This is a genomic window from Jeongeupia chitinilytica (genome assembly GCF_014652315.1).
In the GTDB taxonomy this organism is placed as follows: Bacteria; Pseudomonadota; Gammaproteobacteria; order Burkholderiales; family Chitinibacteraceae; genus Jeongeupia; species Jeongeupia chitinilytica.
In genome coordinates, this window is the sequence record NZ_BMYO01000001.1 from 70,409 (window position 1) to 93,151 (window position 22,743).

General features: G+C 66.1%; 18 protein-coding genes. 8 read left to right on the plus strand and 10 right to left on the minus strand.

Translation table 11 applies throughout. The features are described from left to right. Window positions 1-263: 263 nt before the first annotated feature. Window positions 264-1,307, minus strand: coding sequence for a glycosyltransferase family 4 protein (locus tag IE097_RS00380; protein WP_189458172.1), 1,044 nt, complete (start codon window positions 1,305-1,307; stop codon window positions 264-266). Further along, window positions 1,304-2,167 carry a UDP-2,3-diacylglucosamine diphosphatase gene (locus IE097_RS00385; RefSeq protein WP_229797337.1) on the minus strand — a complete coding sequence of 288 codons (864 nt, stop codon included), beginning with the start codon at window positions 2,165-2,167 and terminating at the stop codon, window positions 1,304-1,306. The genes IE097_RS00380 and IE097_RS00385 overlap by 4 nt, the downstream gene beginning before the upstream one ends. 167 nt (window positions 2,168-2,334) lie before the next feature. Between IE097_RS00385 and IE097_RS00390 the strand changes: the two genes are divergently transcribed. Continuing rightward, window positions 2,335-2,541: a DUF1289 domain-containing protein gene (locus IE097_RS00390; protein ID WP_189458173.1), complete on the plus strand. Its 207-nt coding sequence runs from the start codon at window positions 2,335-2,337 to the stop codon at window positions 2,539-2,541. 91 nt (window positions 2,542-2,632) lie between these two features. Here IE097_RS00390 and IE097_RS19195 read toward each other — a convergent pair whose 3' ends face one another. Continuing rightward, a complete protein-coding gene (locus IE097_RS19195; RefSeq protein WP_195826271.1) occupies window positions 2,633-4,144 on the minus strand; it encodes a methyl-accepting chemotaxis protein in 1,512 nt (503 codons plus the stop codon). A gap of 27 nt (window positions 4,145-4,171) precedes the next feature. After that, window positions 4,172-4,306: a hypothetical protein gene (locus IE097_RS19455; RefSeq protein WP_268247072.1), complete on the minus strand. Its 135-nt coding sequence runs from the start codon at window positions 4,304-4,306 to the stop codon at window positions 4,172-4,174. 209 nt (window positions 4,307-4,515) lie between these two features. Between IE097_RS19455 and IE097_RS00400 the strand changes: the two genes are divergently transcribed. Both IE097_RS00400 and IE097_RS00405 read left to right on the plus strand, forming a co-directional pair. Next, window positions 4,516-7,437, plus strand: a complete 2,922-nt coding sequence (locus IE097_RS00400) for an HD domain-containing phosphohydrolase (RefSeq protein ID WP_189458174.1) — start codon at window positions 4,516-4,518, stop codon at window positions 7,435-7,437. Between the two features lie 74 nt (window positions 7,438-7,511). Continuing rightward, on the plus strand, window positions 7,512-9,137 hold the full coding sequence (locus tag IE097_RS00405) for an NAD+ synthase (RefSeq protein WP_189458175.1): 1,626 nt from the start codon (window positions 7,512-7,514) through the stop codon (window positions 9,135-9,137). 82 nt (window positions 9,138-9,219) lie between these two features. On the opposite strand, the gene IE097_RS00410 is transcribed toward IE097_RS00405, so the two are convergent. Beyond that, window positions 9,220-9,828 carry a TetR/AcrR family transcriptional regulator gene (locus IE097_RS00410; protein WP_189458176.1) on the minus strand — a complete coding sequence of 203 codons (609 nt, stop codon included), beginning with the start codon at window positions 9,826-9,828 and terminating at the stop codon, window positions 9,220-9,222. Between the two features lie 183 nt (window positions 9,829-10,011). Here IE097_RS00410 and surE point away from each other — a divergent pair, with 183 nt between their 5' ends. The 3 genes from surE to IE097_RS00425 all read left to right on the plus strand — a co-directional run bounded on the left by surE (window position 10,012) and on the right by IE097_RS00425 (window position 13,551). Beyond that, window positions 10,012-10,968, plus strand: coding sequence for a 5'/3'-nucleotidase SurE (surE, locus tag IE097_RS00415; RefSeq protein ID WP_189458177.1), 957 nt, complete (start codon window positions 10,012-10,014; stop codon window positions 10,966-10,968). A gap of 11 nt (window positions 10,969-10,979) precedes the next feature. Continuing rightward, window positions 10,980-11,636 (plus strand): hypothetical protein, encoded by a 657-nt coding sequence (locus IE097_RS00420; protein ID WP_189458178.1) that lies wholly within the window; start codon window positions 10,980-10,982, stop codon window positions 11,634-11,636. A 139-nt stretch (window positions 11,637-11,775) separates the two neighbouring features. Beyond that, window positions 11,776-13,551, plus strand: coding sequence for a GGDEF domain-containing protein (locus tag IE097_RS00425; protein WP_189458179.1), 1,776 nt, complete (start codon window positions 11,776-11,778; stop codon window positions 13,549-13,551). 70 nt (window positions 13,552-13,621) lie between these two features. Here the strand turns inward: IE097_RS00425 and IE097_RS00430 are convergent, their stop codons facing one another. Beyond that, window positions 13,622-14,740, minus strand: a complete 1,119-nt coding sequence (locus tag IE097_RS00430) for a GGDEF domain-containing response regulator (RefSeq protein ID WP_189458180.1) — start codon at window positions 14,738-14,740, stop codon at window positions 13,622-13,624. A 265-nt stretch (window positions 14,741-15,005) separates the two neighbouring features. Here IE097_RS00430 and IE097_RS00435 point away from each other — a divergent pair, with 265 nt between their 5' ends. Beyond that, a complete protein-coding gene (locus IE097_RS00435; protein WP_189458181.1) occupies window positions 15,006-15,410 on the plus strand; it encodes a Spy/CpxP family protein refolding chaperone in 405 nt (134 codons plus the stop codon). 58 nt (window positions 15,411-15,468) lie between these two features. On the opposite strand, the gene IE097_RS00440 is transcribed toward IE097_RS00435, so the two are convergent. Next, window positions 15,469-16,647: a carbohydrate-binding protein gene (locus IE097_RS00440; RefSeq protein ID WP_189458182.1), complete on the minus strand. Its 1,179-nt coding sequence runs from the start codon at window positions 16,645-16,647 to the stop codon at window positions 15,469-15,471. A gap of 133 nt (window positions 16,648-16,780) precedes the next feature. After that, window positions 16,781-18,799 carry an excinuclease ABC subunit UvrB gene (uvrB, locus tag IE097_RS00445; RefSeq protein ID WP_189458183.1) on the minus strand — a complete coding sequence of 673 codons (2,019 nt, stop codon included), beginning with the start codon at window positions 18,797-18,799 and terminating at the stop codon, window positions 16,781-16,783. Window positions 18,800-19,008: 209 nt separating this feature from the next. Here uvrB and IE097_RS00450 point away from each other — a divergent pair, with 209 nt between their 5' ends. Continuing rightward, window positions 19,009-19,524, plus strand: coding sequence for a hypothetical protein (locus IE097_RS00450; RefSeq protein ID WP_189458184.1), 516 nt, complete (start codon window positions 19,009-19,011; stop codon window positions 19,522-19,524). Between the two features lie 98 nt (window positions 19,525-19,622). Here IE097_RS00450 and IE097_RS00455 read toward each other — a convergent pair whose 3' ends face one another. Further along, window positions 19,623-21,233 (minus strand): methyl-accepting chemotaxis protein, encoded by a 1,611-nt coding sequence (locus IE097_RS00455; protein WP_189458185.1) that lies wholly within the window; start codon window positions 21,231-21,233, stop codon window positions 19,623-19,625. A gap of 261 nt (window positions 21,234-21,494) precedes the next feature. After that, window positions 21,495-22,676 carry a glycoside hydrolase family 18 protein gene (locus IE097_RS00460; RefSeq protein ID WP_189458186.1) on the minus strand — a complete coding sequence of 394 codons (1,182 nt, stop codon included), beginning with the start codon at window positions 22,674-22,676 and terminating at the stop codon, window positions 21,495-21,497. Between the last annotated feature and the right edge of the window lie 67 nt (window positions 22,677-22,743).

Consider the following 22,743-nt stretch of genomic DNA (forward strand, 5'->3'; position numbering starts at 1 on the left):
AGCGACTTCCTGTCGATGGAAGGGGCAGATGCCTGACGTGGTGTATGCACCATGGCGCATCACACGATGAATAAAGAAGTAGACGAAATGTCCGGAAAACCGCCGGCACGTCGGTTTCTTTCTACTCTTTTTCTTTTTGCTGACTGAACTGAGAGTCTACACGTGTGAGGCGAGCCGGTGCAGGCGGTGGCGAGGAGAAACGGTGCCGAATTGCATCAAGGCCGCACAGTAAGCGGCCCTGATGCAGGAGAAACGGCCTGGGTTTACTTCGCGGCCTGCATGCTCAGCTGCAGTTCCTGCTGTGCGGCCGGGGTGAACGGGTGCAGGTGGGAGAGGAACTGCCGGCTGGCGGCGGCCCACGAGAAGCGTTCGGCGAAGCGGCGGACTTCGGTGCGGTCGATCTTCAGCGCGGCGAGGCAGGCGGCCTGCAGGTCTTCCTGCAGCGCGCCGGGGCCGTCGTTGCCGATGACGTCGATCGGCCCGGTGACCGGGTAGGCGGCGACCGGGCAGCCGCAGGCCATGGCTTCGAGCAGCACCAGACCGAAGGTGTCGGTCCGGCTCGGGAACACGAACACGTCGGCGGCGCTGTAGACCTCGGCCAGCTCGGCCTGGCTCAGCACGCCGAGCCAGTTCACACCGGGGTACTTGGCCTTGAGTGCGGCGGCGGCGGGGCCGTCACCGCAGACCCATTTGGAACCGGGCAGTTCGAGTTCGAGGAAGGCTTCGACGTTCTTCTCGACCGCGACGCGGCCGACGTAGACGAAGATCGGCCGGCGCGTCTGCAGTTTCTCGCGCGCCACCGGCTTGAAGATGTCGAGGTCGACGCCGCGCGACCACATCACCGTCCTGGTGAAGCCGCGCGCCTTCAGGTCGTCGACGACAACGCGGGTCGGCGCCATCGTCGCTTCGGCGGCGTTGTGGAAGTTCGCCAGCCAGCGGTAGGTCCACGATACCGGAATGCCGAAGCGCAGCTGAACGTATTCGGGGAAGCGCGAGTGGTAGGCGGTGGTGAACGGCAGCTTGTGCCTGATGCAGTACTTGCGCGCGGCCAGGCCGAGCGGGCCTTCGGTGGCGATGTGGATGGCGTCGGGACGGAAGGCTTCGATCCGGGCGGCGATTTTCTTGCGCGGGCGCCAGGAGAGGCGGATTTCCGGGTAGGTCGGGCAGGGGAAAGTGGTGAAGTTCTGCGGCGTGATCAGCTCGACCGCATGGCCGAGCTTCTCCAGCTCGCGCCGGGTCTGCTTGAGCGTGCGCACCACGCCGTTGACCTGCGGTTCCCATGCGTCGGTGACGATGAGGATGTTCATGCGGCAACCCTTTTTTCCATTGAGAGATCGGTGCTGTGCTTGCCGACCGGCAAGGCTTGCGGCTGAAGGCCGCTGTCCGGCGCGGCGATCAGCCGGGGCGCCTGCTGCTCGGCATAGAACTTTTGCCAGGTGACGATCTTCAGCTCGCCGGCGGGCGTTTCGACCAGCGCGGTCAGGCTTTCGACCCAGTCGCCGTCGTTGCAGTACAGCACGCCGTCGATCTCGCGCATTTCGGCCTTGTGGATGTGGCCGCAGATCACGCCGTCGACGCCGCGGGCCTTGGCTTCGGCGGCAACGGCTTCCTCGAACTTGCCGACGAAGTTCACCGCGGTCTTGACCTTGTGCTTGAGGTATTGCGACAGCGACCAGTAGCCGAGGCCGAGGCGCGCACGCAGCCGGTTGAACCAGTAGTTGAGCCGCAGCGTGATGCCGTAGGCGCGGTCGCCGACGATGGCCAGCCATTTGGCGCACTGGACGACGCCGTCGAATCGGTCGCCGTGCAGGATCAGGAAGCGGCGGCCGTCGGCGGTGGTGTGGATCACCTCGTCCTCGATGCGGATGTCGCCGAACATCAGGCCGAGGAACTGCCGCGCGCCTTCGTCGTGGTTGCCGGGGATGTAGGTGACCTGCGTGCCCTTGCGCGCCTTCCTCAGCACCTTCTGGATCACGTCGTTGTGGCTCTGCTTCCAGTACCAGCTGCGCTTGAGCGCCCAGCCGTCGATGATGTCGCCGACGAGGTAGAGGTGCTCGCACTCGGCGTGCTTGAGGAAGTCCAGCAGGTAATCGGCCTGGCAACCGGCGGTGCCGAGGTGGACGTCGGAGATCCAGATACTGCGGAAAGCCAGCGGCGCGTCACTCATTCGTAGGCGTCTCTGCGATGGGGTGAGGCCATCGTGCGAGGCGATTGTGACCGAGCCGTGACGCTGGTGCGTCAGTCCGATGACACTGGCCGAAAGGCAGGCCGCGGCCAAGCCGCGCATCCGTCCGGTGCTTGCCGGCTGTTGCAAACTCGCGTCAAATCCCGACCATGAATGCCAAGCAACGCCCCGATACTCCCTGCATTGCCGTCTGCTCGACCGGCCTCGGCGATGACGTCTGCCGCGGTTGCGGCCGCACCTTCATCGAAGTCGCCAACTGGGTGTCGATGAGCGAAGCCGAAAAGGAGGCCGTCTGGCGCCGGCTCGAGGCGCACTGGGCCGGGCAGGGGCTGGTGCCGCCGTGGCTGGCGCGATGAGTCGGCGGCCGAACTGACGCGTCGCTAGCCGTTCACGCCGGTACGGGCAGCGGCCCGTGCCGCCGCGCCGCAGACTACGGTCGTGACGGCTTCAGATCCGGAAGCGTCCGACGTTGTTGCGAACGCTGCCGGCAATGTCTTCGAGATCGCGCGCCAGCGTGGCGGTTTCGGCGGTGATGCCGTCGCCGTGGTGGGCCGCCGCGACGAGGGATTGCAGCTCGGCCTCGACCCGGCCGCTTTCGCTGGCCTGTTGCTGCAACTCGCCGCGCATGGCGGTGACCAGCTGGGCCGAATCGTGCACGGCGGCATCGATTTCGCCGATGGCGCTGCCGGCCTGCTGCGCCAGATGCTGGCCGTTCTCCACCCGTTTCAGGGCGGTCTGCATGCCTTCAAGTGCGGCCAGTTTGCTCGTCTGGATGTCGGCGATCATCGCGTTGATCTCGCCGGTGGCCGACGTGGTGCGCTCGGCCAGTTTGCGCACTTCGTCGGCAACGACCGCAAAACCGCGCCCCTGTTCACCGGCGCGCGCAGCTTCGATTGCGGCATTCAGCGCCAGCAGGTTGGTCTGCTCGGCGATGTCCTTGATCACGCCGACGATGCGGCCGATCAGGTCGGTCTGCTCGACCAAGGCTTCGACCTGTCCGGCAGTGTGATCGAGCTGGCTGGCAATGACCTGCATTTCGCTTGCCGAATCGCCGATCACCCGGCCGCCTTCGCGGGCCAGCGCCGTGGCCCGGCCGGCGAGCACGGCGGATCGGTCGGCGTTGTCGGCCAGCGTGGCCGCTGTCCGGCTCAAACGCTGGATGTCGGCGGCCAGCGTGCCGACGTGTCGAACCCGGCCGGCCGAGTTGCTTGCCGATTCACCGGCCAGACGCGACAGCGTGCCGCAGTCCCGATCGATGCGATGGCTGAGGACCACGACCTCGCGGATCAGTGCTGCGAGCTGGTCCTGCATGCGGTGAACCGAGTGTGCGAGCTCGGCACCGCCCACGCGCTCGTCCATGCGGGTGACCAGGTCCCCCTGGCTGATCAGTTCGGAATGTGCGGCGACGGCGTAACCGGCGCGCTGGTCCTGTGCCATCCGGTAGGCCAGCAGGCACAGCACGGCGGTTTCGACGACGACGAATGCGGCATGCACCGCCACCCGCCACAGCGAAAACTGATTGGCCGGGAAGGCGAAGACGGGCATCTGCGCCGCCTGCATGAAGCTGGCCGCGACATGGTGAACGGCGATCAGCGCGGCGGCGAAGACGATGGGACGCCAGTCGCGGTAGTACAGCAGGAACGCCAGCAGGCAGAAGATCGAAAAGTGGAACTCCAGCATGCCGCGGCTCTGGTGGATTTGCAGCGCGGCAAACGCCATCAGCGCCGCGGCGTTGGCCAGTCGTACCAGCAAACCGCCGGGTTGCGCGCGGTAGAGCAGCCAGGGGCCCAGTAGCGCAGGGAGTCCGATGGCCAGTGCCGAGGGCCAGCTGTCGTGCCACGGGGCGAGCCCGAGCGAAACGACGAAGAGGCCGGCCAGCACGCAAAGCAGCATGCGGTCGGCCTGACGGGCTGCCTGCTGCAGCGGGGCGGAAATCGATGTGGATGGCGCGGAGGGCATGCGGTATTCCAGAGCGTGATGGTCGGGTCAGCGGCAGATGAAGGCGCGGACGGCATCGCCCCAGGCCAGCCAGCCCAGCATCAGGACGAGGTAGGTGAGCCATGTGGCGAACAGGACGGCAGGCCAGCGTGCGGGTTGCCGTGGCCGGTGGACAGGAGCCATGTGGCGCAAGGGCAGGGGTGAAATATAAGTCGCCGATTATACCGGCAGCATTGCCCGTGTTCCCGCCGATTCCGCGGCCGGAATGACGACCGGCGCCGGTCCGGCCTGCTTCGGCCTGCAAGCGGCATGGGCCGGAACACCGGGCCGCGCCAGCCCGCTTCATCGCCGTGAACTAAGCTCCAAACAGCGCCCACAGGAACCTTGCCGCCATGCCCGCTTCGTCCATCGCGACACCACGCCGGTCCAGCTATCCGCTGCACGTCCATATCGCCTACCTGTTCGTCGCGCTGATCACCTGCTACGCACTGGTCAACACCTTCTACCAGTACCGCAGTACCCGACAGATGCTGCTGACCGCGACCGAGAGCCTGTTCGGCCAGATCGGTTCGCAAACGGTGCGGACGGTCGAGAGCATTTACTCGCCGGCGCTGACGGTGGTCGACCTGATGGCGCAGCAGCACCTGATGTATGCGTTCAGCCTCGACGAACGCCTGGAGAGCCTGGCCTATCTGGCCGAAGCCCTGCAGAGCCAGCCCAGCCTGTCGGCGGTCTATATCGGCTACGAGAACGGCGATTTCTTCCTTGTCCGCAAACTGACCGGGGCGCCGCTGTTCGGCGCCGCGCAGCCGCTGCCGCCCGGCACGGCGTTTCTGGTGCAGAGCCTCAGCGACGGCGACGGCGAGTTCCTCTATTACCGGCGCGATCTCACCCTGATCGAAAAGCGCTTCGCCCCGGGCTACCGCTTCGATCCGCGTACCCGGCCGTGGTACCAGAGCGCCATCGGCAAGCCGGCGCACCAGATCAGCGATCCCTACCTGTTCTTCACCACGCGCGAGGTCGGCACGACGCTGTCGCGGCGTACGGCCAACGGCCGTTGCGTCGTCGGTGCCGACATCACGCTGGCCGTGCTCGACGACGTGCTCGGCAAGGAGAAGATGACGCCGCATGCCGTACTCAGCGTGGTCGACGGCAAGGGCAACGTCATCGCCGCATCGGGCGGGCAGGCGCTGATGCGCAGCGCCGGCGATCACGAGGTTCGCCAGGCTCGCTTGCCCGAACTGAAGCAGCCGGTGCTCGAACGGCTGTTCGATCCGTCGTTCGAACGGGGAAACGCGAGAACACTCGAGGTCGGCGGGCAGGAGTGGCTCGGCTACACCGCGCCGATTCCGCTGCGCAGCGGCAATTCGCTGTTCCTGGCCGTCGCGGCGCCGCAGGGCGAGTTGCTGGTCGATGCCCAGCGGCTGCGCATGCGGTCACTGCTGATTGCCACTGCGATCCTGGCCGTCGCGGCACTGGCGGCCTACGTGATCTCCCGGCTGGCGTCGCGACCGCTGAAGGCGCTGACCGAAGAGGCGCAACGGATCCGCGCGATGCGCTTCGGCAAGTCGGCGCCGATCAGTTCGTTCATCACCGAGATCGACGAACTCGCCGAGGCGATGGCACTGATGAAATCGACGATCCGCAACTTCCTCGACATCGGCGAGGCGATGGCGGCCGAGCGCCGCTTCGAGCCTTTGCTGGCGCGCATCCTCGAAGAAACCACCAAGATCGCCCAGGCCAAGGGCGGGGTGATCTACCTGGCCGACGAGGCCGGCGGGCTGGTGCCCGCGCAGGCGCGGCTCGATGATGTCGCGCTCGTCAATCCGCGTGCGATACCGGTGCTGAATTCGGGCAGTGACGGCATCCATCCTGCGGTGATTGCGATGGCGGGGTCGACCACGCTCGAGTCGCTGCTGCCGTCGGCATTGAACGACTGGTACGGCGCGTTTGGCCGTTTCGAAAAACCGCTGACGACGATCTCGATTCCGCTCAAGAACCGCCAGGACGAACTCGTCGGCGTGGTGTTCCTGCTGCAGGACGAAAAGGTGCTGCGTTATGGCGTCGGTCACGAACTGATCACCCTGGTCGAGGCGCTGTCGGGGACGGCGGCGGTGACGATCGAGACGCAGCGGCTGATCCTCGAACAGAAAAAGCTGCTCGAATCGTTCATCCAGCTGGTCGCCGGCGCCATCGACGCCAAGAGCCCGTACACCGGCGGGCACTGCCAGCGCGTCCCCGAGCTGACCAAGATGCTCGCGCGCGCCGCCTGCGAGGCCAGGGACGGTCCGTATGCCGGTTTCGCGCTGTCCGACGATGAATGGGAGGAGCTGCACATCGCCGCGTGGCTGCACGACTGCGGCAAGGTGACGACGCCCGAGTATGTCGTCGACAAGGCGACCAAGCTCGAAACGATCTGCGACCGCATTCACGAGGTGCGGATGCGCTTCGAGGTGCTCAAGCGTGATGCCGAGATCGGGATGCTCAAGGCCGTCGTGGCGGGAGGAGATCGCAATGCACTGGCCGCGCAGCTTCGCGACCAGCTGGCGGTGCTCGACGACGAGTTTTACTTCGTCGCCGAATGCAATCAGGGCGGCGAATTCATGGCCCCGGAGCGCGTCGAGCGGCTCCAGGCCATTGCGGCGCGAACCTGGCAGCGCACGCTCGACGACCGGCTCGGCATCTCGCACGACGAGCTGCTGCGCAAGGGCGACGCACCGCGGACGCTGCCGGTGACCGAGGCGCTGCTGGCCGACAAGCCGGAGCACCGCTTTCCGCGCAGTCCGCGTGACGCACTGCCCGAAGGACACGGCTTCAAGATGACCGTCCCCGAGCTGCTGTACAACCGTGGCGAGCTGCACAATCTGGCAATCGGCCGCGGCACGCTGTCGGAGGAGGACCGCTACAAGATCAACGAGCACATCGTCCAGACCATCGTGATGCTCGAAAAGCTGCCGTTCCCGCGCCATCTGAAGCGCGTGCCCGAGATCGCCGGCGGCCACCACGAAAAAATGGACGGCAACGGCTATCCGAAGCGGCTGACCCGCGACGAGATGAGCGACACGGCGCGGATGATGGCGATTGCCGACATCTTCGAGGCGCTGACCGCGGTCGACCGGCCGTACAAGAAGGGCAAGACGCTGTCGCAATCGATCGCGATCATGAGCAAGATGCGCGACGACGCGCACATCGATCCGGAGCTGTTCGCACTGTTTCTCGAGAGCGGCGTTTACCTCGCGTATGCAAAGCGTTTCCTGCGCCCCGAACAGATCGACGATGTCGACATCGCCAGGGCACTCGGCGTGACGGCATGAGCGTACGCAACCATCCCCCGGAACGGGGCTGCATCCCGTAAAATGGCGGCTTCGTTCACGGATACGCGCAGCGCATGAAAATCGCTCTCGCCCAGCTCAATCCCAAGGTCGGCGATCTGGCCGGCAACCTCGACCTGATCCTCGCCGCCGCCCGGCAGGCCCGCGAGGCCGGCGCCGACGTGCTGGTCACGCCCGAACTGGCGCTGACCGGCTACCCGCCGGAAGACCTGCTGCTGCGGCCGAGCTTTCTTGCCGACTGCGCCAGGGCGATCGGCCGGCTGATCGACGAGGTCGACGGCATCACGCTGGTGGTCGGCCACCCGAGCCGTTCCGGTGACGAGCGTTTCAACGCCGCGACGGTGATCCGCGACGGCAACGTACTCGGCCGCTACGAAAAGATGCTGCTGCCGAACGACGAGGTGTTCGACGAAGTCCGCTATTTCAGTCCGGGCGCCGTGCCGCTGGTTTTCGACCAGCCGGGTACCGACGGCGACCATCGCGTCGGCGTGGTGATCTGCGAGGATGTCTGGGACGTCGAGCCGGCCGCCGCCGCGCGCGACGAGGGCGCCGAGCTGCTGGTGGTGCTGAACGCATCGCCGTACCACAAGGCCAAGCAGGACAAGCGGCACGAGATCGTGCGTCAGCGCGTCGACGAGAACGGCATTCCGGTCGTCTACGTCAATATGGTCGGCGGTCAGGACGAGCTGGTGTTCGACGGCCATTCGTTCGCAATGAACCGCGCCGGCGACGTCGTCGTCCAGGCGGCGCCGTTCGCGACCACGCTGGCCTATGCCGATTACGCCGACGGCGACCTGCAACTGGGCGACGTTGCGCCCGAGTGCAGCGAAGAGGAAAGCGTCTACAAGGCGCTGGTGACCGGCGTGCACGACTACATCACCAAGAACGGCTTTCCCGGCGTGCTGCTCGGCCTGTCGGGCGGCATCGATTCGGCGCTGACGCTGGCGATTGCCGTCGACGCGCTCGGTGCCGACAGGGTCCACGCGGTGATGATGCCGTCGCGCTACACCGCCGACATCTCGGTCGACGATTCGCGCGACATGATCAGGCGCCTCGGCTGCCGGTATTCGGAAATCGAGATCTGGCCGGTGTACGAGGCCTTCATGGCCGGGCTGGCGGGCGAGTTTGCCGGCACCACGGCCGATACCACCGAAGAGAACCTGCAGGCGCGCATCCGGGGCACCCTGCTGATGGCGCTGTCGAACAAGGGCGGCAAGCTGGTGCTGACGACCGGCAACAAGAGCGAGATGACCACCGGCTACGCGACGCTGTACGGCGACATGGCCGGCGGCTTCGCGGTGCTCAAGGACGTGGCCAAGACGCTGGTTTACCGGCTGTCGAGCTGGCGCAACGGCACCGACGCATTCGCGCTGGCCGACGTGATCCCCGAGCGCATCATCACCCGGCCGCCGAGTGCCGAGCTGCGCCCGGACCAGAAGGACCAGGACTCGCTGCCCGAGTACGACGTGCTCGACGCCATCCTCGAAGCCTATGTCGAGCGCAACCTCAGCCGTGCCGAAATCGTCGCGCTGGGCTTCCTTGCTGCCGACGTCGACCGCGTCGTCCGGCTGCTGCGGATCAACGAGTACAAGCGCCGCCAGGCGCCGGTCGGTCCGCGCATCACCCACCGCAGCTTCGGCAAGGACTGGCGCATGCCGATCACCAACGGCTATCGCGACTGAGTCCGGACCCGCATCCTGCTGCGGGTTGGGCGGACAAAAAAAAACGGCGCCATCGGCGCCGTTTTTGCTGGGCGACGAACGCTCAGGCCGGTTCGAGCTGCAGCAGCGCGACGTCGGTGAAGCGTGCGGCAAAGCCCGTCGGTTCGCCGACGAGGTCCAGCACCCAGTGCAGTGCTGCGCGCAGCTTGGCCACGTCGTAATCGGCATTGAAGCGGTGCAGGGCTGCGCCGTGCAGCACGAAGCGCAATGCCAGCGTCTGCGGGTCGTCCGGCGTGGTGTCGGTGAGCCCGAACAGGCGTGGCAGCACGCTGTCGAAAATCGGCCCGACACCGTCGTACAGCTTGGTGTCGCCACGCGCGGCCATCCAGATCTGCAGCAGCGCGACGCTGGTGCTGCGGTCCGGTTGCGCCAGCGTGCCGCGCAACATCAGGTGCACGCGTTCGAGCGGGGTCATCGGGCCGAGGGCAAGAAAGCGTGCCTCTTCGGCCGCGATCAGCCGTTCGACCACGACCGGCAGCAGGTCGTAGCGACCGCTCGGAAAGTGGTGACGCAGGGCGCCCCGGCTGACGCCGGCGCGTTCGCAAATGCGAGTTTCGCTCAGCCGCGCATAGCCCAGCTCGTCCAGCAGGGCGATGGTCGCCTCGATGAGTCGGGTTTGCGTTGCGCTGGAACGTTCGATTTGGGTAGCCATGGGGAGTGATTTTATCCGAATGGTATGTTTTCAGTCTTAGGGTTAATACCAATGGTCACGGTTTCACTTTTTCCCCATTCCGGCTGGAAGCCGCGATTCTGCTGGCGTTCCGGTCATCAAAAATACATACAAAGATGTTTCCATTTCCCACTTCGGACAATCTGGATCAAAACAAGGGAAGCGATGAAACTCGCACATACCACTGCGACGCTGCTGGCGCTGGGGCTGACCACGCCGGCGTTCGCACTGAACATACTGGTGTCGAACGACGACGGTTTCGCCGCGGCCAACGTGCGCGCGCTGTATGCGCGGCTGAAAGCCGCCGGCCACGATGTGATCGTTGCCGCGCCGTGCCAGGACCAGAGCGGCAAGGGGGCGTCGGTGAACTTCCTGACGCCGCTGACGCCCCTGGCGAAGGACTGTCGTGGCGGCACGGTCAGGGCCGGCGCAGCGGCGGTCGGTGCCGATCCGTCGGTTGGCGACATCAGTTATGTCGACGGTACGCCGGTGATGGCGACGATGTACGGCCTCGATGTACTCGCACCGTCACGCTGGGGCAAAGCCCCCGACCTGCTGATTTCGGGCCCGAACGAGGGGCAGAATCTCGGTGCCATCGTCAATTCGTCGGGCACCGTCAGCAATGCGGTCTTTGCCGCCAGCCGCGGCATTCCGGCCATCGCGGTCAGTGCCGACGCCAATACCAAGGACAATGCCGCACTGGCCGACGAGGCGGCCGCGCTGACGGTCAAGTTCGTCGACGCACTGCTGGCGAAGCGCGGCAACGGCGCGGTGATGCCGGCGGGGACGGCGATCAACGTCAATCTGCCCAAATTCGATGCCGGCGGCAGCAGCAAGGTGCAATGGGTGTTCAGCCGCTTCGGCAGCTATACGGCGATGACGCCGAAATTCGTTGCCGATCTGTCCAGGGATCCGGTTGCGTCGGGCTACGGGGTCAAGTACCCGTACCCGGGCGTGACCTTCACGCTGAACAGCACCCCGTCCGCCGCCGATGCCGGTAGCGAATCGGCGCTCAACGCCAGGGGGTATGCGACGGTGACGACGATGCAGGTGGGCTTCGAGGCCCGGCCGCAGGCGCAGCAATGGCTGCGTCTCCGCCTGAAAGACCTGCTGTCGCAATGAGGGGAATGCGGATGAAACGGTTCCAGTACGCAACGCTGTCATGCCTTGTGCTTGCCGCCTGTGGCGGCAGCGGCAGTGGCGGCAACAGCTCGCCCCTCACGCCGGCGACCCCCAGGGTCAGTGTCGATGCCTTGCCGGCCGGCAGCTATACCGTGGCGACCGGCGATGCCGATGCGCCGCAGGTCGGGCAGTACTACACCGGCAGCGACGGCCGTCGCCTGCTGGTCGTCAACGATGCCGACGAGACGGCCAGTACGCTGTACAAGCAGGACGCCAGCGGGGTCTGGACGGCGGTGCCGGCACCGAAGGCCGATGTGGCGATCCGGCTCGGGGCTTCGGAGGCCCGGCCGAGTCCGGCCGTCGATCCGGCCCGGCTGGCCGGCAGCTACACGGTGCTGCTGGCCGGTGGTGCCGCTGCACAGTTCGGTCTGTCGGCCAGTGGCGAACTGGTCGCGCAGGGGAACGGCACCTGCCGGATTGCGGGCAGGGCGATGAGCGGCAAGCTGCCCGGCGCGCTCGATCTCGCGCTGACGTTCAGCGGCTGCGCCGGCCTGCCCGCCAGTGGCAACGGCGTGCTGCTGGCCGATCCGGACTATGCCCCGGCGGCATTGCGACTGATCGCCGATGACGGCAGCCGGGTCATCGAGCTGTGGGCCTATCCGGCCTGAGCCGGCCTGTCGGGCGGCGGTCGCCGTCCGGGCTGCAACTGATGTCCGTGTATGTAAGTGACGGCCAGCGATGAACTTGTCATTTTTCCGTAATGGCCCGGTCCTAGACTGGGTCGATCTTTCCCCAGCAGAAGCCACCATGTCTCACGGTCGCGATATCCTGCGCGCCGATCTCGAACAGATCATCGCCCAGGGGCGCCTCAACGCACTGTTCCAACCGATCGCATCGATGCGCGACGGGGAGGCCTTCGGTTACGAAGGACTGGTACGCGGACCGTCGACGAGCTTCCTGCATTCGCCGATCAACCTGTTCCGTGTCGCCGAGGAAAGCGGGCTGCTGGCCCAGCTCGACTTCGCCTGCCGGCGCACCGTCGTCGCCGCGTTCGTCCGCGAACGCCTGCCGGGCAAGCTGTTCCTCAATGTCTGCCCGGCAACACTGATCCACCCGGATTTCCGGCCCGGTGCGACGCTGGAAATCCTCCGTGACGTCGGTCTGTCGCCGCAACGCGTGGTGATCGAGCTGACCGAAACCCAGCCGACCCACGATTACGACCTGCTGAAAGAAGCGCTGCTGCACTACCGCGAGATGGGCTTCCGCATCGCCATCGACGATCTGGGCGAGGGGTTTTCGGGGCTGCGCTTGTGGTCCGAACTGAAGCCCGAATACGTCAAGATCGACAAGTATTTCATCCAGGGCCTGACCCAGGATGCGCAGAAACGCCAGTTCGTCCGTTCGATCCACCACATTGCGCTGAACACCGGCACCCGCGTCGTTGCCGAGGGCATCGAAACCCCCGACGAGCTGGATGTCGTGCGCCGGATCGGCATTTCGCTGGCGCAGGGCTATCTGATCGGCCGGCCGCAGGCGAGCCCGCCGCAACGGCTGGCGCTGGAGTTCGACGGCGTCGAGCGGCCGCAGCTGGGCAGCGGACGGCAGGGCTGTGCCGGTGATCTGCTTGTCGACGTGCCGCGCGTGAGCCCGGACGAGCCGGCCAAGGCGATCTACCGGCGCTTTGCCGACGACGCGACGCTGTATGCGCTGCCGGTGGTCGACGGCATGCGTCCGGTCGGTCTGCTCAAGCGTCACGAGGTACTCGAACTGTTCGCCCGGCCGTTCACGCCCGAACTGTTCGGCAACCGGCCGTGCAGCGTACTGATGGACCGCAGCCCGCTGATCGTCGAGGCCTCGACCAGCCTGCAGGAGTTGTCGCAGCTGGTGACCGCGGCCGAGCGCCGCTATCTGGCCGACGGCTTCATCATCACCTCGCAGGCACACTATCTCGGCATGGGCACCGGCCACGACCTGATGCGGGCGATGACCGAGCTGCAGGTAAGGGCGGCGCGACACGCCAACCCGCTGACGCTGCTGCCGGGCAACGTGCCGATCCAGGAGCGGATCGAACGCTGGCTGGCCGAGCGCCATCCGTTTACCGTCGCCTATTTCGACCTCGATCATTTCAAGCCGTACAACGACATCTACGGCTATGCCTGCGGTGACGCGCTGATCCAGCTGTGCGGCGAAACGCTGCTGGCGAGCACCGACCCGGTGCGCGATTTCGTCGGCCATATCGGCGGCGACGATTTCGTCGTGCTGTTCCGCTCCGACGATGCGCAGGCCCGCTGCCAGAGTGCACTGATGCAGTTCGAACAGGCATTGTCGCGGCATTTTTCCGCCGAGCATCTTGCCGCTGGCGGCTACAGCGCTGCCGACCGTCGCGGTGCGATGCAGCGCTATCCGCTGGTCAGCCTTTCGGCCGGACTGGTCGACGTGGTGCCGGGCGACTTCGCCAGCCACCACGAGGTGGCGGCGGCGGCGGCCAGTGCCAAATCGCTTGCCAAGCGCGAGCCGGGATCGACGCTGTTCATCGAGCGTCGTAGCGGCCCGCATGCCCCGGCCTGGTCGGTCGCGGCCTGAGCGGCCGCAACGGACGTGCCAAACGCACCCGGGGCCGATTTTCCCCGCGCGACAGCGGGGGTGCAGGGCTTCAGACCGCCGCGTCTTCGCTCTGCGCGTCGTAGATCGATTCGAGCAGCACGTCGGTGCCGAGTTCCTGGGTTGCAAAGCCCAGCAGCGGTGCGAGTTGCGCCAGCAGCGCCGGCAGGTGCGGGCGCACGGCATCGCGTTCGCCACGCGCCAGCAGGGCGATCGCATCGGCAATGCCCGGTGGCGCCTGCTTGCGCTGCGACGGCAGGATTACGCGGTTTTCGCTCGGTACCGCATCCAGCCGTTCGCGGGCGACGCCGAACAGCGCGTCGGCGCCGTGGACGTCGTCATGCAGCGTGCTGGCAATGGCCAGACTGGCCGTCAGGCTCAGCTGGTCACCGCGGAAATTGACCCGTGCGGCGGCGACGGTCTGGCGCAGCCGTTCGGCCAGCACCTGGGCCTGATCGAGCGTCGTGCCCGGCGACAGGACGGCGAAACGGCCGGCATCGACATGCGCCAGCGTGTCTTCGCGGCGCAGTTTGGCCGTCAGGTGGCGGGTGAACACGCCGAGCAGCTGCTCGGCGAGCCGCGGGCCGACATGGGCGGCCAGCGCATCGAAACGGTCGAGCTGCAGCAGGAGCAGCGACACCTCGGTGCCGTGGCGCTGCGCGTAAGCGAGTGCCTGTTCGGCCTGCAGCGACAGCAGGTGCGGGCTGCCGGCGCCGGTGTTGTCGTGGGTCGCCGTTTGCGCCTGCTGCTCCCGCGCGGCCTCGAGGGCGCGCTGGCGTTCGGCAAGTTCGATGTTGGCGTGGACCCGGGCGAGCATTTCGCTGCGGTCGGTCGACTTGGTGATGAAGTCGTTGGCGCCGCGGGCAACGCATTTCTCGCGTGTTGCTTCATCTTCCTCGCCCGAAACGATGATCACCGGCAGTTGCGCCAGCCGCGGCTGGCCACAGGCGCGCAGGCGGTCCAGCAGGCCGAGGCCGTCGAGCTCGGGCATCGACAGGTCGGAAATCATCAGCTGGATCGTGTCGTCCTGCTGCAGGCGGCGCCAGCCGGCTTCTCCATCGCCTTCCTCGACGACGTCGTAGACATCGGCCAGATGCTTCTTGACCGTGGCACGGACGATGCGCGAGTCATCGACGATCAGCAGGCGGGGCAGGGAGGGGGCGGACGACATGGAGGACCTCGTTCTGACAGGCTGGCCGTCAGCCTAGCACAGCCCGGTGGCCAAAGGCCGCGTTGCATGCCGTCCCGGATGCCCGGCCGGGCGTTTGACGCACGCAGACCACAGCCCGTGGCCCGTCGTCGGCGCCAACGGTTGCAGACAGGCGTATCCGTCTGGAATATGGTTGTGTAAATAAACCACTTGGCGCCGGTCCGGACTTCGCCAAGAATGGCGCCGCGGTGCAGAACGCCACCGACCAACTACAAGAGAGACCACGATGAAACCGATCCGCGCCCTTCTCCTCGCTGCCACGCTGTTGCTGCCGGTGTCGGCGGCCATGGCCGACGACATGTCCACGCCGTTCGACATGAGCACGCTGGCGAGCGAACTCAAGCTGACGCAGGCACAGCAGCGGCAGATCGAGACGATCCGCCAGGCCGAGCATGACCAGATTGCCGCCATCGATACCAGCGGGGTCGAGCCGGGCGTGATCCGCGACATGATCAAGTCCGGCAAATGGGACGAGGCGCGTGCCAGAAAGCGCATCCAGGCTTTCGGCGACGTCGACAACCAGGTGAGCTACATCCGGGTGAAGTCGCTGTTCGACATCAGCCAGGTGCTGACGGCCGACCAGCGCAAGCAGTTCCAGCAGCTGTTTGCCAAGGAGCTGTCGGCCGACTGAGGCGGGCGACCCTGCCGGTGACCGCAGCATGTGCGGTCACCGGCAGGTCGGGCCGGGCTTAGCGGCCGTAGGCGTAGGGCAAACCTTCGCGGCTGGCCGCCAGCGCGGCCGATTCGTGGGTGCGCGCCGGCAGCACCACGTGCCGGACCGGCACCGTTTTGCCGGCCAGGACCGCGGCAAAGCGCGCGGTGTCCTCCAGATACGGGCTGCCTTCCAGCTCGCCCATGCTGAGGAAGACGCTTTCGACGCCACGGTAGCGTTCGGCGGAACCGGTTTGCGCCTCGCCGGCGAGCTGGTTGTCGTGGTACCAGAGCGCCGGGCTGTTGATGAGGTAATGGCCGAACAGGGCGCTGTCGTGCACCAGCGCATGGCTGACAAGCAACGCGCTCAGCGAGGTGCCGTGAATCCCGCGGTCCGCCGGCCGGGTCAGATAGTGCGTCTCGATGCGCGGGATGAGTTCGTGCTTGAGGAAGGCGAGGAAACCGGGACCGCCGCCGGTGATGCGCAACGCCGGGTCGGTATTGCCGAGGAAGTGTTCTTCCGCCAGCCAGTAGCTCGGCGTGTAATCGCGCTCGCGCCGCAGCCAGCACGCCGGTTCGCTATCGGCGCAGCCGATGCCGACGACGATGAACGGTTGCAGCCGGTCCGCATCGCGCAAGTCCTGAAGCTGCTGCCTGAAGGTGTCGGCCAGCAGGAACCAGTCGAGCACGTAGAGCACCGGGTAGGCCAGTTCGGGCTGGAAGCCGTCGGGCAGCATGACCTCGATCGGGTAGGCGTTGCCGGCGGTATCCGGGCCGAACGTCAGCGGTTGCACATGTCGTGACGTCAGCGTGAACGTGTATTGCCGTGTGTAATTGCAGTCACCGAGGTCGCGCCAGACGGCGCGGTTTCCGGCTGAGGCCGGATCGTTGCCACGGGTCCACCAGCCGGCGAGGTAATTGCGTCCCTGACGGCTGACCACCGCGTTGCCGTTGTAGGCGATTCCGTCGCGCCAGGCATCGCCACACGCCAGCGGCGGCTGCGCCGGGTCGAGTACCAGCCAGGGCTGGCCACCGCCGATCGGGCCGGCGTGTTGCTGCGGGGACTGTCCGCGCGTCCACCACTGCGCACGATAGTCGGTGCCGGCAACGGTGACCGTGTCACCGGCGTTGTAGACGAGATCGGGTTGCCACGCCGGTGCGGCCGAAAGCCAGGCGCTGGCGAACAGGGAGAGGGCGGCGGCCCATGGAGTTCGCATCGAAGTTCCATCCGGAGATGTGCGCACATGCGCACGTCCGGATCATGCCGAGTGCCTGATCGCGGATCGCCGGCACCGGTCGGCGACGATCGGCCGAGGGATGTGTGTCGTCCGCTGACGACCCCTGACGTCCCTACTGGTGGCCGAATGCACGTTCGCGCAGCACCCTGAGCTGGTCGCGCAACTTCGCAGCCTGTTCGAACTCGAGGTTCTTCGCCGCGGTCATCATGTCCTTCTCGATGCGCTTGAGTTCCTTGGCGAGGTCCTTCTCGTCCATGTCCTCGACCAGTTGCTGGCGCTTGGCCTCGATCCGCGCCGCGGCGGCATCTTCGGCGTTGTAGACGCCGTCGATGATGTCCTTGATCCGCTTGGTCACCGATTTCGGCACGATACCGTTGGCCTCGTTGAAGGCGATCTGCTTGGCGCGGCGGCGCTCGGTCTCGTCGATCGCCTTCTTCATCGACTCGGTGATCCGGTCGGCGTAGAGGATGGCCGTGCCGTTGAGGTTGCGCGCGGCGCGGCCGATGGTCTGGATCAGCGAGCGTTCGCTCCGCAGGAAGCCTTCCTTGTCGGCGTCGAGAATCGCCACCAGCGACACCTCGGGAATGTCGAGGCCCTCGCGCAGCAGGTTGATGCCGACCAGCACGTCGAACACGCCGAGGCGCAGGTCGCGGAGGATCTCGACCCGCTCGACCGTGTCGATGTCCGAGTGCAGGTAGCGCACCTTCACGCCGTGCTCGTCGAGGTACTCGGTCAGCTGTTCCGACATGCGCTTGGTCAGCGTCGTCACCAGCACGCGCTCGTTCAGCTCGGTGCGCTTCCTGATTTCCGACAGCAGGTCGTCGACCTGGGTCGTCACCGGGCGGACTTCGATGCGCGGGTCGACGAGGCCGGTCGGCCGCACCACCTGTTCGACGACCTGGCCCTGGTGGTCTTTTTCATAGGCGGCGGGCGTGGCCGAGACGAACACCGTCTGCGGCATCATCTGCTCGAACTCCTCGAACTTCAGCGGCCGGTTGTCCAGCGCCGAGGGCAACCGGAAGCCGTAGTCGACGAGGTTCTCCTTGCGCGAGCGGTCGCCTTTGTACATCGCGCCGACCTGGCCGATCATCACGTGCGACTCGTCGAGAAACATCAACGACCCTTCGGGCAGGTAATTGATCAGCGTCGGCGGCGCCTCGCCGGGCTTCTTGCCGGAAAAGTGCCGCGAGTAGTTCTCGATGCCCTTGCAGAAGCCCATCTCGTTGAGCATTTCGAGGTCGAAGCGCGTGCGCTGTTCGAGCCGTTGCGCTTCGACGAGCTTCTGTTCCTTGTAATAGAACTCGAGCCGGGTGCGCAGCTCTTCCTTGATCGTCTCGACCGCGCGCAATACCGTGTCGCGCGGCGTCACGTAATGGCTGGACGGGAACACCGTGTAGCGGCCGGCACGCTGCTTGATGTGGCCGGTCAGCGGATCGAACAGCTGCAGCGTCTCGATTTCGTCGTCGAACAGCGAGATCCGCAGTGCCAGCTCGGCATTTTCGGCCGGAAAAATGTCGATCACGTCGCCGCGCACGCGGAAGGTGCCGCGGGCGAAGTCGGTTTCGTTGCGGTCGTACTGCATCGCGGTCAGCCGCTTGATGATCTCGCGCTGCTCGTGCTTTTCGCCCTCTTTGAGGTGCAGGATCATCTTGTGGTAGTCGGACGGGTCACCGATACCGTAGATCGCCGACACGGTGGCGACGATGATGCAGTCGGGCCGTTCGAGCATTGCCTTGGTCGCGGAGAGGCGCATCTGCTCGATGTGCTCGTTGATCGCCGAGTCCTTCTCGATGAACAGGTCGCGGCTCGGCACGTAGGCTTCGGGCTGGTAGTAGTCGTAGTAGCTGACGAAATACTCGACCGCGTTCTCCGGAAAGAACTCGCGGAACTCGGCGTACAGCTGCGCCGCCAGCGTCTTGTTCGGCGCCATCACGATCGCCGGGCGGCCGGTACGGGCGATGACGTTGGCCATCGTATAGGTCTTGCCCGAGCCGGTGACGCCGAGCAGGGTCTGGTACTTCAGGCCGTCCTCGATGCCTTCGATCAGGCCGGCAATCGCCGTCGGCTGGTCGCCGGCGGGCGGGAAGGGCTGGAACAGCTTGTACGGTGAGTTCGGGAATTCGACGAACATGGTGATCCGTGCGGGCGCGTGGCGGGATAGCGGAATGGTACGCTGCGTCCCGGCTTGCCGCTAATGCAACCGGTGCGTGCGGTGACCGGCCCGACCGTGGGTGCCCGGGCCGACACGATGGCCACACGCCGCCCTGCCCCGGCGCCGGAAAGGGGATTCCGACGTAAAATCCCGGACAATGCCATTGTCATTCATGGGCGGGAGTCCTCATGCCGAACGTCACGTTCACCATCGATTCAGTCAGCAATTTCACCGCTACCGGCACCGGCATGATCGGGATGGCGCCGGCGCTGGCAGCCCAGGGGCGCCTGTACGTGATCTATTCCGGCACGCATACGCGGCCGTTCTACATCGGCACCAGCGGCAACGTGCAGCAACGGTTCCAGAACCGCGTGGCGGCCATGAACGACGCCGGTATCGTCGCAGCCACGCTGCAGAACAGTTTCGTCTTCACGATCCGGGTCACCATCAACAACATCAACCACCAGCCCAACGATCTCGGAATCGCGAACGGCATCGATGTCGAAAAACTGCTGCTGCGCCTTTACCACGTGCATTACCAGGCCGCATTCCGGAACACCGCCAAATGGAGCACGGCGTTCGCCAATACCGACGGCAACGGTCTGCACGTCCGCTACCTTGATCCGCAGAACCGGGTCGGCGGTTTCGCGCCGGTCGGCGCCAACGGGTTCGTCCAGTTGCTGGCGGGGGCGGGCAACTACTGACCGATCGTCCACCGGGCCGGTCGGACGACGTCCGGCGGTCGTCCAAATGAAAACCGGCGCGCTGGCGCCGGTTTCCGGAGAGGGACGGGGCGTGCGGTTCAGACGCGGTAACGCGAGATCGCGGCCTGCAGCTGCTGCGACATCTGTTGCAGGTGTTCGGCTGCCGAGGCGGTGTGCATGGCGGTGGCGTTGCTTTCCTCGCTCATCTGCGCCACGCGTTCGATCTGCTGGGCGATGCTGGTGCTGGCCTGGCTCTGTTCGCGCATCGCACCGGAAATCTCGCTGACCTGATGCACGACGTCGTCGCTGCCGGTGCGGATCTGCCGGATCGCCGCGCCGGCCTGCTCGGCCTGGGCGACGCCGTCGCCGACCAGGTTGACGACGGCCTGCATCGACGTGACCGTCTGGCCGGCTTCGGACTGGATGGCCTGAACGGTACCGGCGATTTCCTGGGTCGACACGGCCGTGCGCTCGGCCAGCTTGCGGACTTCGTCGGCGACGACGGCGAAGCCGCGGCCGGTTTCGCCGGCGCGGGCCGCTTCGATCGCGGCGTTCAGCGCCAGCAGGTTGGTCTGGTCGGCGATGTCCTTGATCACGTTGACGACCGCGTTGATCTCGGCGGTACGCTCCTTCAGGCTTTCGATCTGTGTTGCCGCAGTGGTGACCGTCGCGGCGATGCCGTTGATCCTGGCGATGGTCTGCTCGATCACCATGCCGCCGCTGCCGGCCAGCCGGCCGGCTTCGCGCGCCAGATCGTCGGCGCCGCCGGCCCGGTCGGCAACGTGGGTGACGCTGACGGTCATTTCCTCGACGGCGGCCGCCATATTGGCCGTCGATTCGCTGACGTCGTTCGACGCGGCGGACATCTGGGTCGAGGCGTCGGCCAGTTCGGTCGCCGATGCATTGAGTCCGCTGCCGACCTGCTGCAGCTGGCGGAAGCTCTGCTGCATCGCGTCGAGCAACTGGTTGAAGGCGTGCAGCGTCTGGTTCACTTCGTCGCCACCGCGCGCCGGTACCCGGCGGGTGAAATCGTAGTCGCTGGCGAGCCGGACGACCGAGTCGCGCAGCTGGCCCAGCGGGCCGGTGACGCTGCGCACGATCAGCGTGCCGAGCACGAACAGCAGGGCGGCGGCGACCAGCGGGGTGATCAGGCTGGTGGTCTGGCCGGTGGCGATGGCACCGGAGACACCCTGACGCGCCTGTTCGAGCTGGCGCTGGTTGTTGTCGACCGCTTCCTTCATCGCGGTGATGGCCTTCTCGCCCTGAATGGCGACCCGGCTGGTTGCGGCCGGCACTTCGTCGTACTGGCCGTTCTTCGAATACTTGAAAATCTCCTGCACCTGGGTCAGGTAGCGGTCGATCTCGTCGCGCGCCTGACGCACGTCGGCCGGATTGCCGTAGCGGTTCAGGTGCGATTCGAAGATCTGTGCCAGCTCGGTGCGCAGGCTGTTGAAGCTGGCTTCGACCTTGTCCTTGCCGGCCGGCTCGCGCTGTACCAGATGCTGGTACACGCTCATGCGCAGTCGCAGGAACACTTCCTGCGCATGGTTGAGGTTCTGCATCGCCGGGACGGCGTTGTCGAGCATGTCGGTCGAATTGTCGCGGATCTTGGTCAGCAGCAGTCCGGAAACCAGCGCCATCAGCACCACGGCGACCACACCAAGGCCGCAGAGCAGGTACAGGCGTGTCGAGATCTTCATCGGGGCCATTCTGTCGATTCCATCCGGCATATTAGATGGCCCTACTGTAGCAGCCGGATTTGCGCTACTTGGATGCCGGCGGCATCGGTGTGGCAAATCGATCTCAGGGTTTCTACCCAATGTGGGGTAGGGCTGAAACCGGCTTGCAGCAAGGCTTTCAGCCCGGCTCTTTGTGCGTTGCAAGCAAAGAAAGCCGGCCCCGTCGGGGGCCGGCTTGCGCGCGCGGAACAGGCGGGCGGTTCGCGCCGACGGAGGCGCGGACCGTGTCGCTCAGCGCAGGTTGCGCTCGAGTGCACGCCACAGCGTGTGGTCGGCGTCGTCCTGGGTCAGCTCCCAGATCATCACGCCGCGCAGCCCGTTGGCCTTGATGTATTCGGCCTTGGTCTTGAGCGAGACGGCGTCGTCATAGCTGACCAGTTGCTTGAGCTTGGCGTTGTACAGATAAGGGGCGTTGCCGGCTTCCTTGCTGCGGAACGACTGCCAGCCCGGCTTGCCGATCAGCGTTGCCACGGCGGTCGAGTACTTGGCCGTACCCGGTTCGGCATCGTCGAGCAGACCCGGTCCCTTCGAAGGCTGGGCCAGACCGTCACCGTTCGGCCCGGCTTCGACATTGCCCTGGCCGCGCGCGTAGAACGGCACGCCGAGTACCAGTTGCGACGGCTTGAAGCCCTGTGCGATGAAGTGCTTCACGCCGCCGTCACCGTTGAGCACGTTGCCGTCGGCTTCGCCCGGCGTCGGATAGAGCGCCGCATGCAGGCCGGCGCGCGGGCTCCATGCTCCGTAGAAGTCGTAGCTCATCAGGTTGACCCAGTCGAGCAGCTTGGCTGCCGCCGGCAGGTCATAGCCGGACGAACCCCAGCCGCCGTTGGTGCCGGGAATGGCCGCCGTCAGCAGGTATTGCGCGCCGTTGGCCTTGCCGCGCTTGTCGAGTTCGCTGCGCAGCGCCTGCAACAGCCGGGTGTAGTTGTCGCGGTCGGCGGGGGAGGCATCGGCCGCGTAGTCGCCGCCGGTGACCGGGTGCTCCCAGTCGAGATCGAGCCCCTGACAGCCGTAGTCGCGCATGATCGCGACCGAGGTTTGCGCCAGCCGGGTGCGGCCCGCTTCGGTCTGCGCGACCTTGGCGATGTTGCGCGAGCCGGTCCAGCCGCCGATCGCCCACTGGCAGGCCAGCTTCGGGTTCTTGACGCGGGCGGTGGCGAAGGCCTGCTTCCACTGCGCGGCGCCTTCCTGGTTCTTGGCGTCGATGTAGGCGGTGCCGTCGGGTTTGACCAGCAGGAAGGAGTAAATGCCGATATCGAGCGTAGGCAGGATTTCCGCACCGCGGGCGCGTTCGGCCGTGGTCTGCCACGTCGGCAGGTAGGAAATCAGCTTGGGGGCATCGGCCGACGGGCCGGGGACGCTGGCGCAGGCGGTCAGCGCCGGCAGCAGCACGAGGGGCAGGTAACGCAACATCCGGATCTCCTTGGTGGGGGTACAACTGGCCAAGTTAAGCAATTGAGCTTCGCAATGGAATGTCGCA

Coding starts and splice junctions, on each gene's coding strand:
- IE097_RS00380 (WP_189458172.1), bottom strand. CDS start 1,307: ATGAACATCCTCATCGTCACCGACGCATGGGAACCGCAGGTCAACGGC.
- IE097_RS00385 (WP_229797337.1), bottom strand. CDS start 2,167: ATGAGTGACGCGCCGCTGGCTTTCCGCAGTATCTGGATCTCCGACGTC.
- IE097_RS00390 (WP_189458173.1), top strand. CDS start 2,335: ATGAATGCCAAGCAACGCCCCGATACTCCCTGCATTGCCGTCTGCTCG.
- IE097_RS19195 (WP_195826271.1), bottom strand. CDS start 4,144: ATGCCCTCCGCGCCATCCACATCGATTTCCGCCCCGCTGCAGCAGGCA.
- IE097_RS19455 (WP_268247072.1), bottom strand. CDS start 4,306: ATGGCTCCTGTCCACCGGCCACGGCAACCCGCACGCTGGCCTGCCGTC.
- IE097_RS00400 (WP_189458174.1), top strand. CDS start 4,516: ATGCCCGCTTCGTCCATCGCGACACCACGCCGGTCCAGCTATCCGCTG.
- IE097_RS00405 (WP_189458175.1), top strand. CDS start 7,512: ATGAAAATCGCTCTCGCCCAGCTCAATCCCAAGGTCGGCGATCTGGCC.
- IE097_RS00410 (WP_189458176.1), bottom strand. CDS start 9,828: ATGGCTACCCAAATCGAACGTTCCAGCGCAACGCAAACCCGACTCATC.
- surE (WP_189458177.1), top strand. CDS start 10,012: ATGAAACTCGCACATACCACTGCGACGCTGCTGGCGCTGGGGCTGACC.
- IE097_RS00420 (WP_189458178.1), top strand. CDS start 10,980: ATGAAACGGTTCCAGTACGCAACGCTGTCATGCCTTGTGCTTGCCGCC.
- IE097_RS00425 (WP_189458179.1), top strand. CDS start 11,776: ATGTCTCACGGTCGCGATATCCTGCGCGCCGATCTCGAACAGATCATC.
- IE097_RS00430 (WP_189458180.1), bottom strand. CDS start 14,740: ATGTCGTCCGCCCCCTCCCTGCCCCGCCTGCTGATCGTCGATGACTCG.
- IE097_RS00435 (WP_189458181.1), top strand. CDS start 15,006: ATGAAACCGATCCGCGCCCTTCTCCTCGCTGCCACGCTGTTGCTGCCG.
- IE097_RS00440 (WP_189458182.1), bottom strand. CDS start 16,647: ATGCGAACTCCATGGGCCGCCGCCCTCTCCCTGTTCGCCAGCGCCTGG.
- uvrB (WP_189458183.1), bottom strand. CDS start 18,799: ATGTTCGTCGAATTCCCGAACTCACCGTACAAGCTGTTCCAGCCCTTC.
- IE097_RS00450 (WP_189458184.1), top strand. CDS start 19,009: ATGCCGAACGTCACGTTCACCATCGATTCAGTCAGCAATTTCACCGCT.
- IE097_RS00455 (WP_189458185.1), bottom strand. CDS start 21,233: ATGGCCCCGATGAAGATCTCGACACGCCTGTACCTGCTCTGCGGCCTT.
- IE097_RS00460 (WP_189458186.1), bottom strand. CDS start 22,676: ATGTTGCGTTACCTGCCCCTCGTGCTGCTGCCGGCGCTGACCGCCTGC.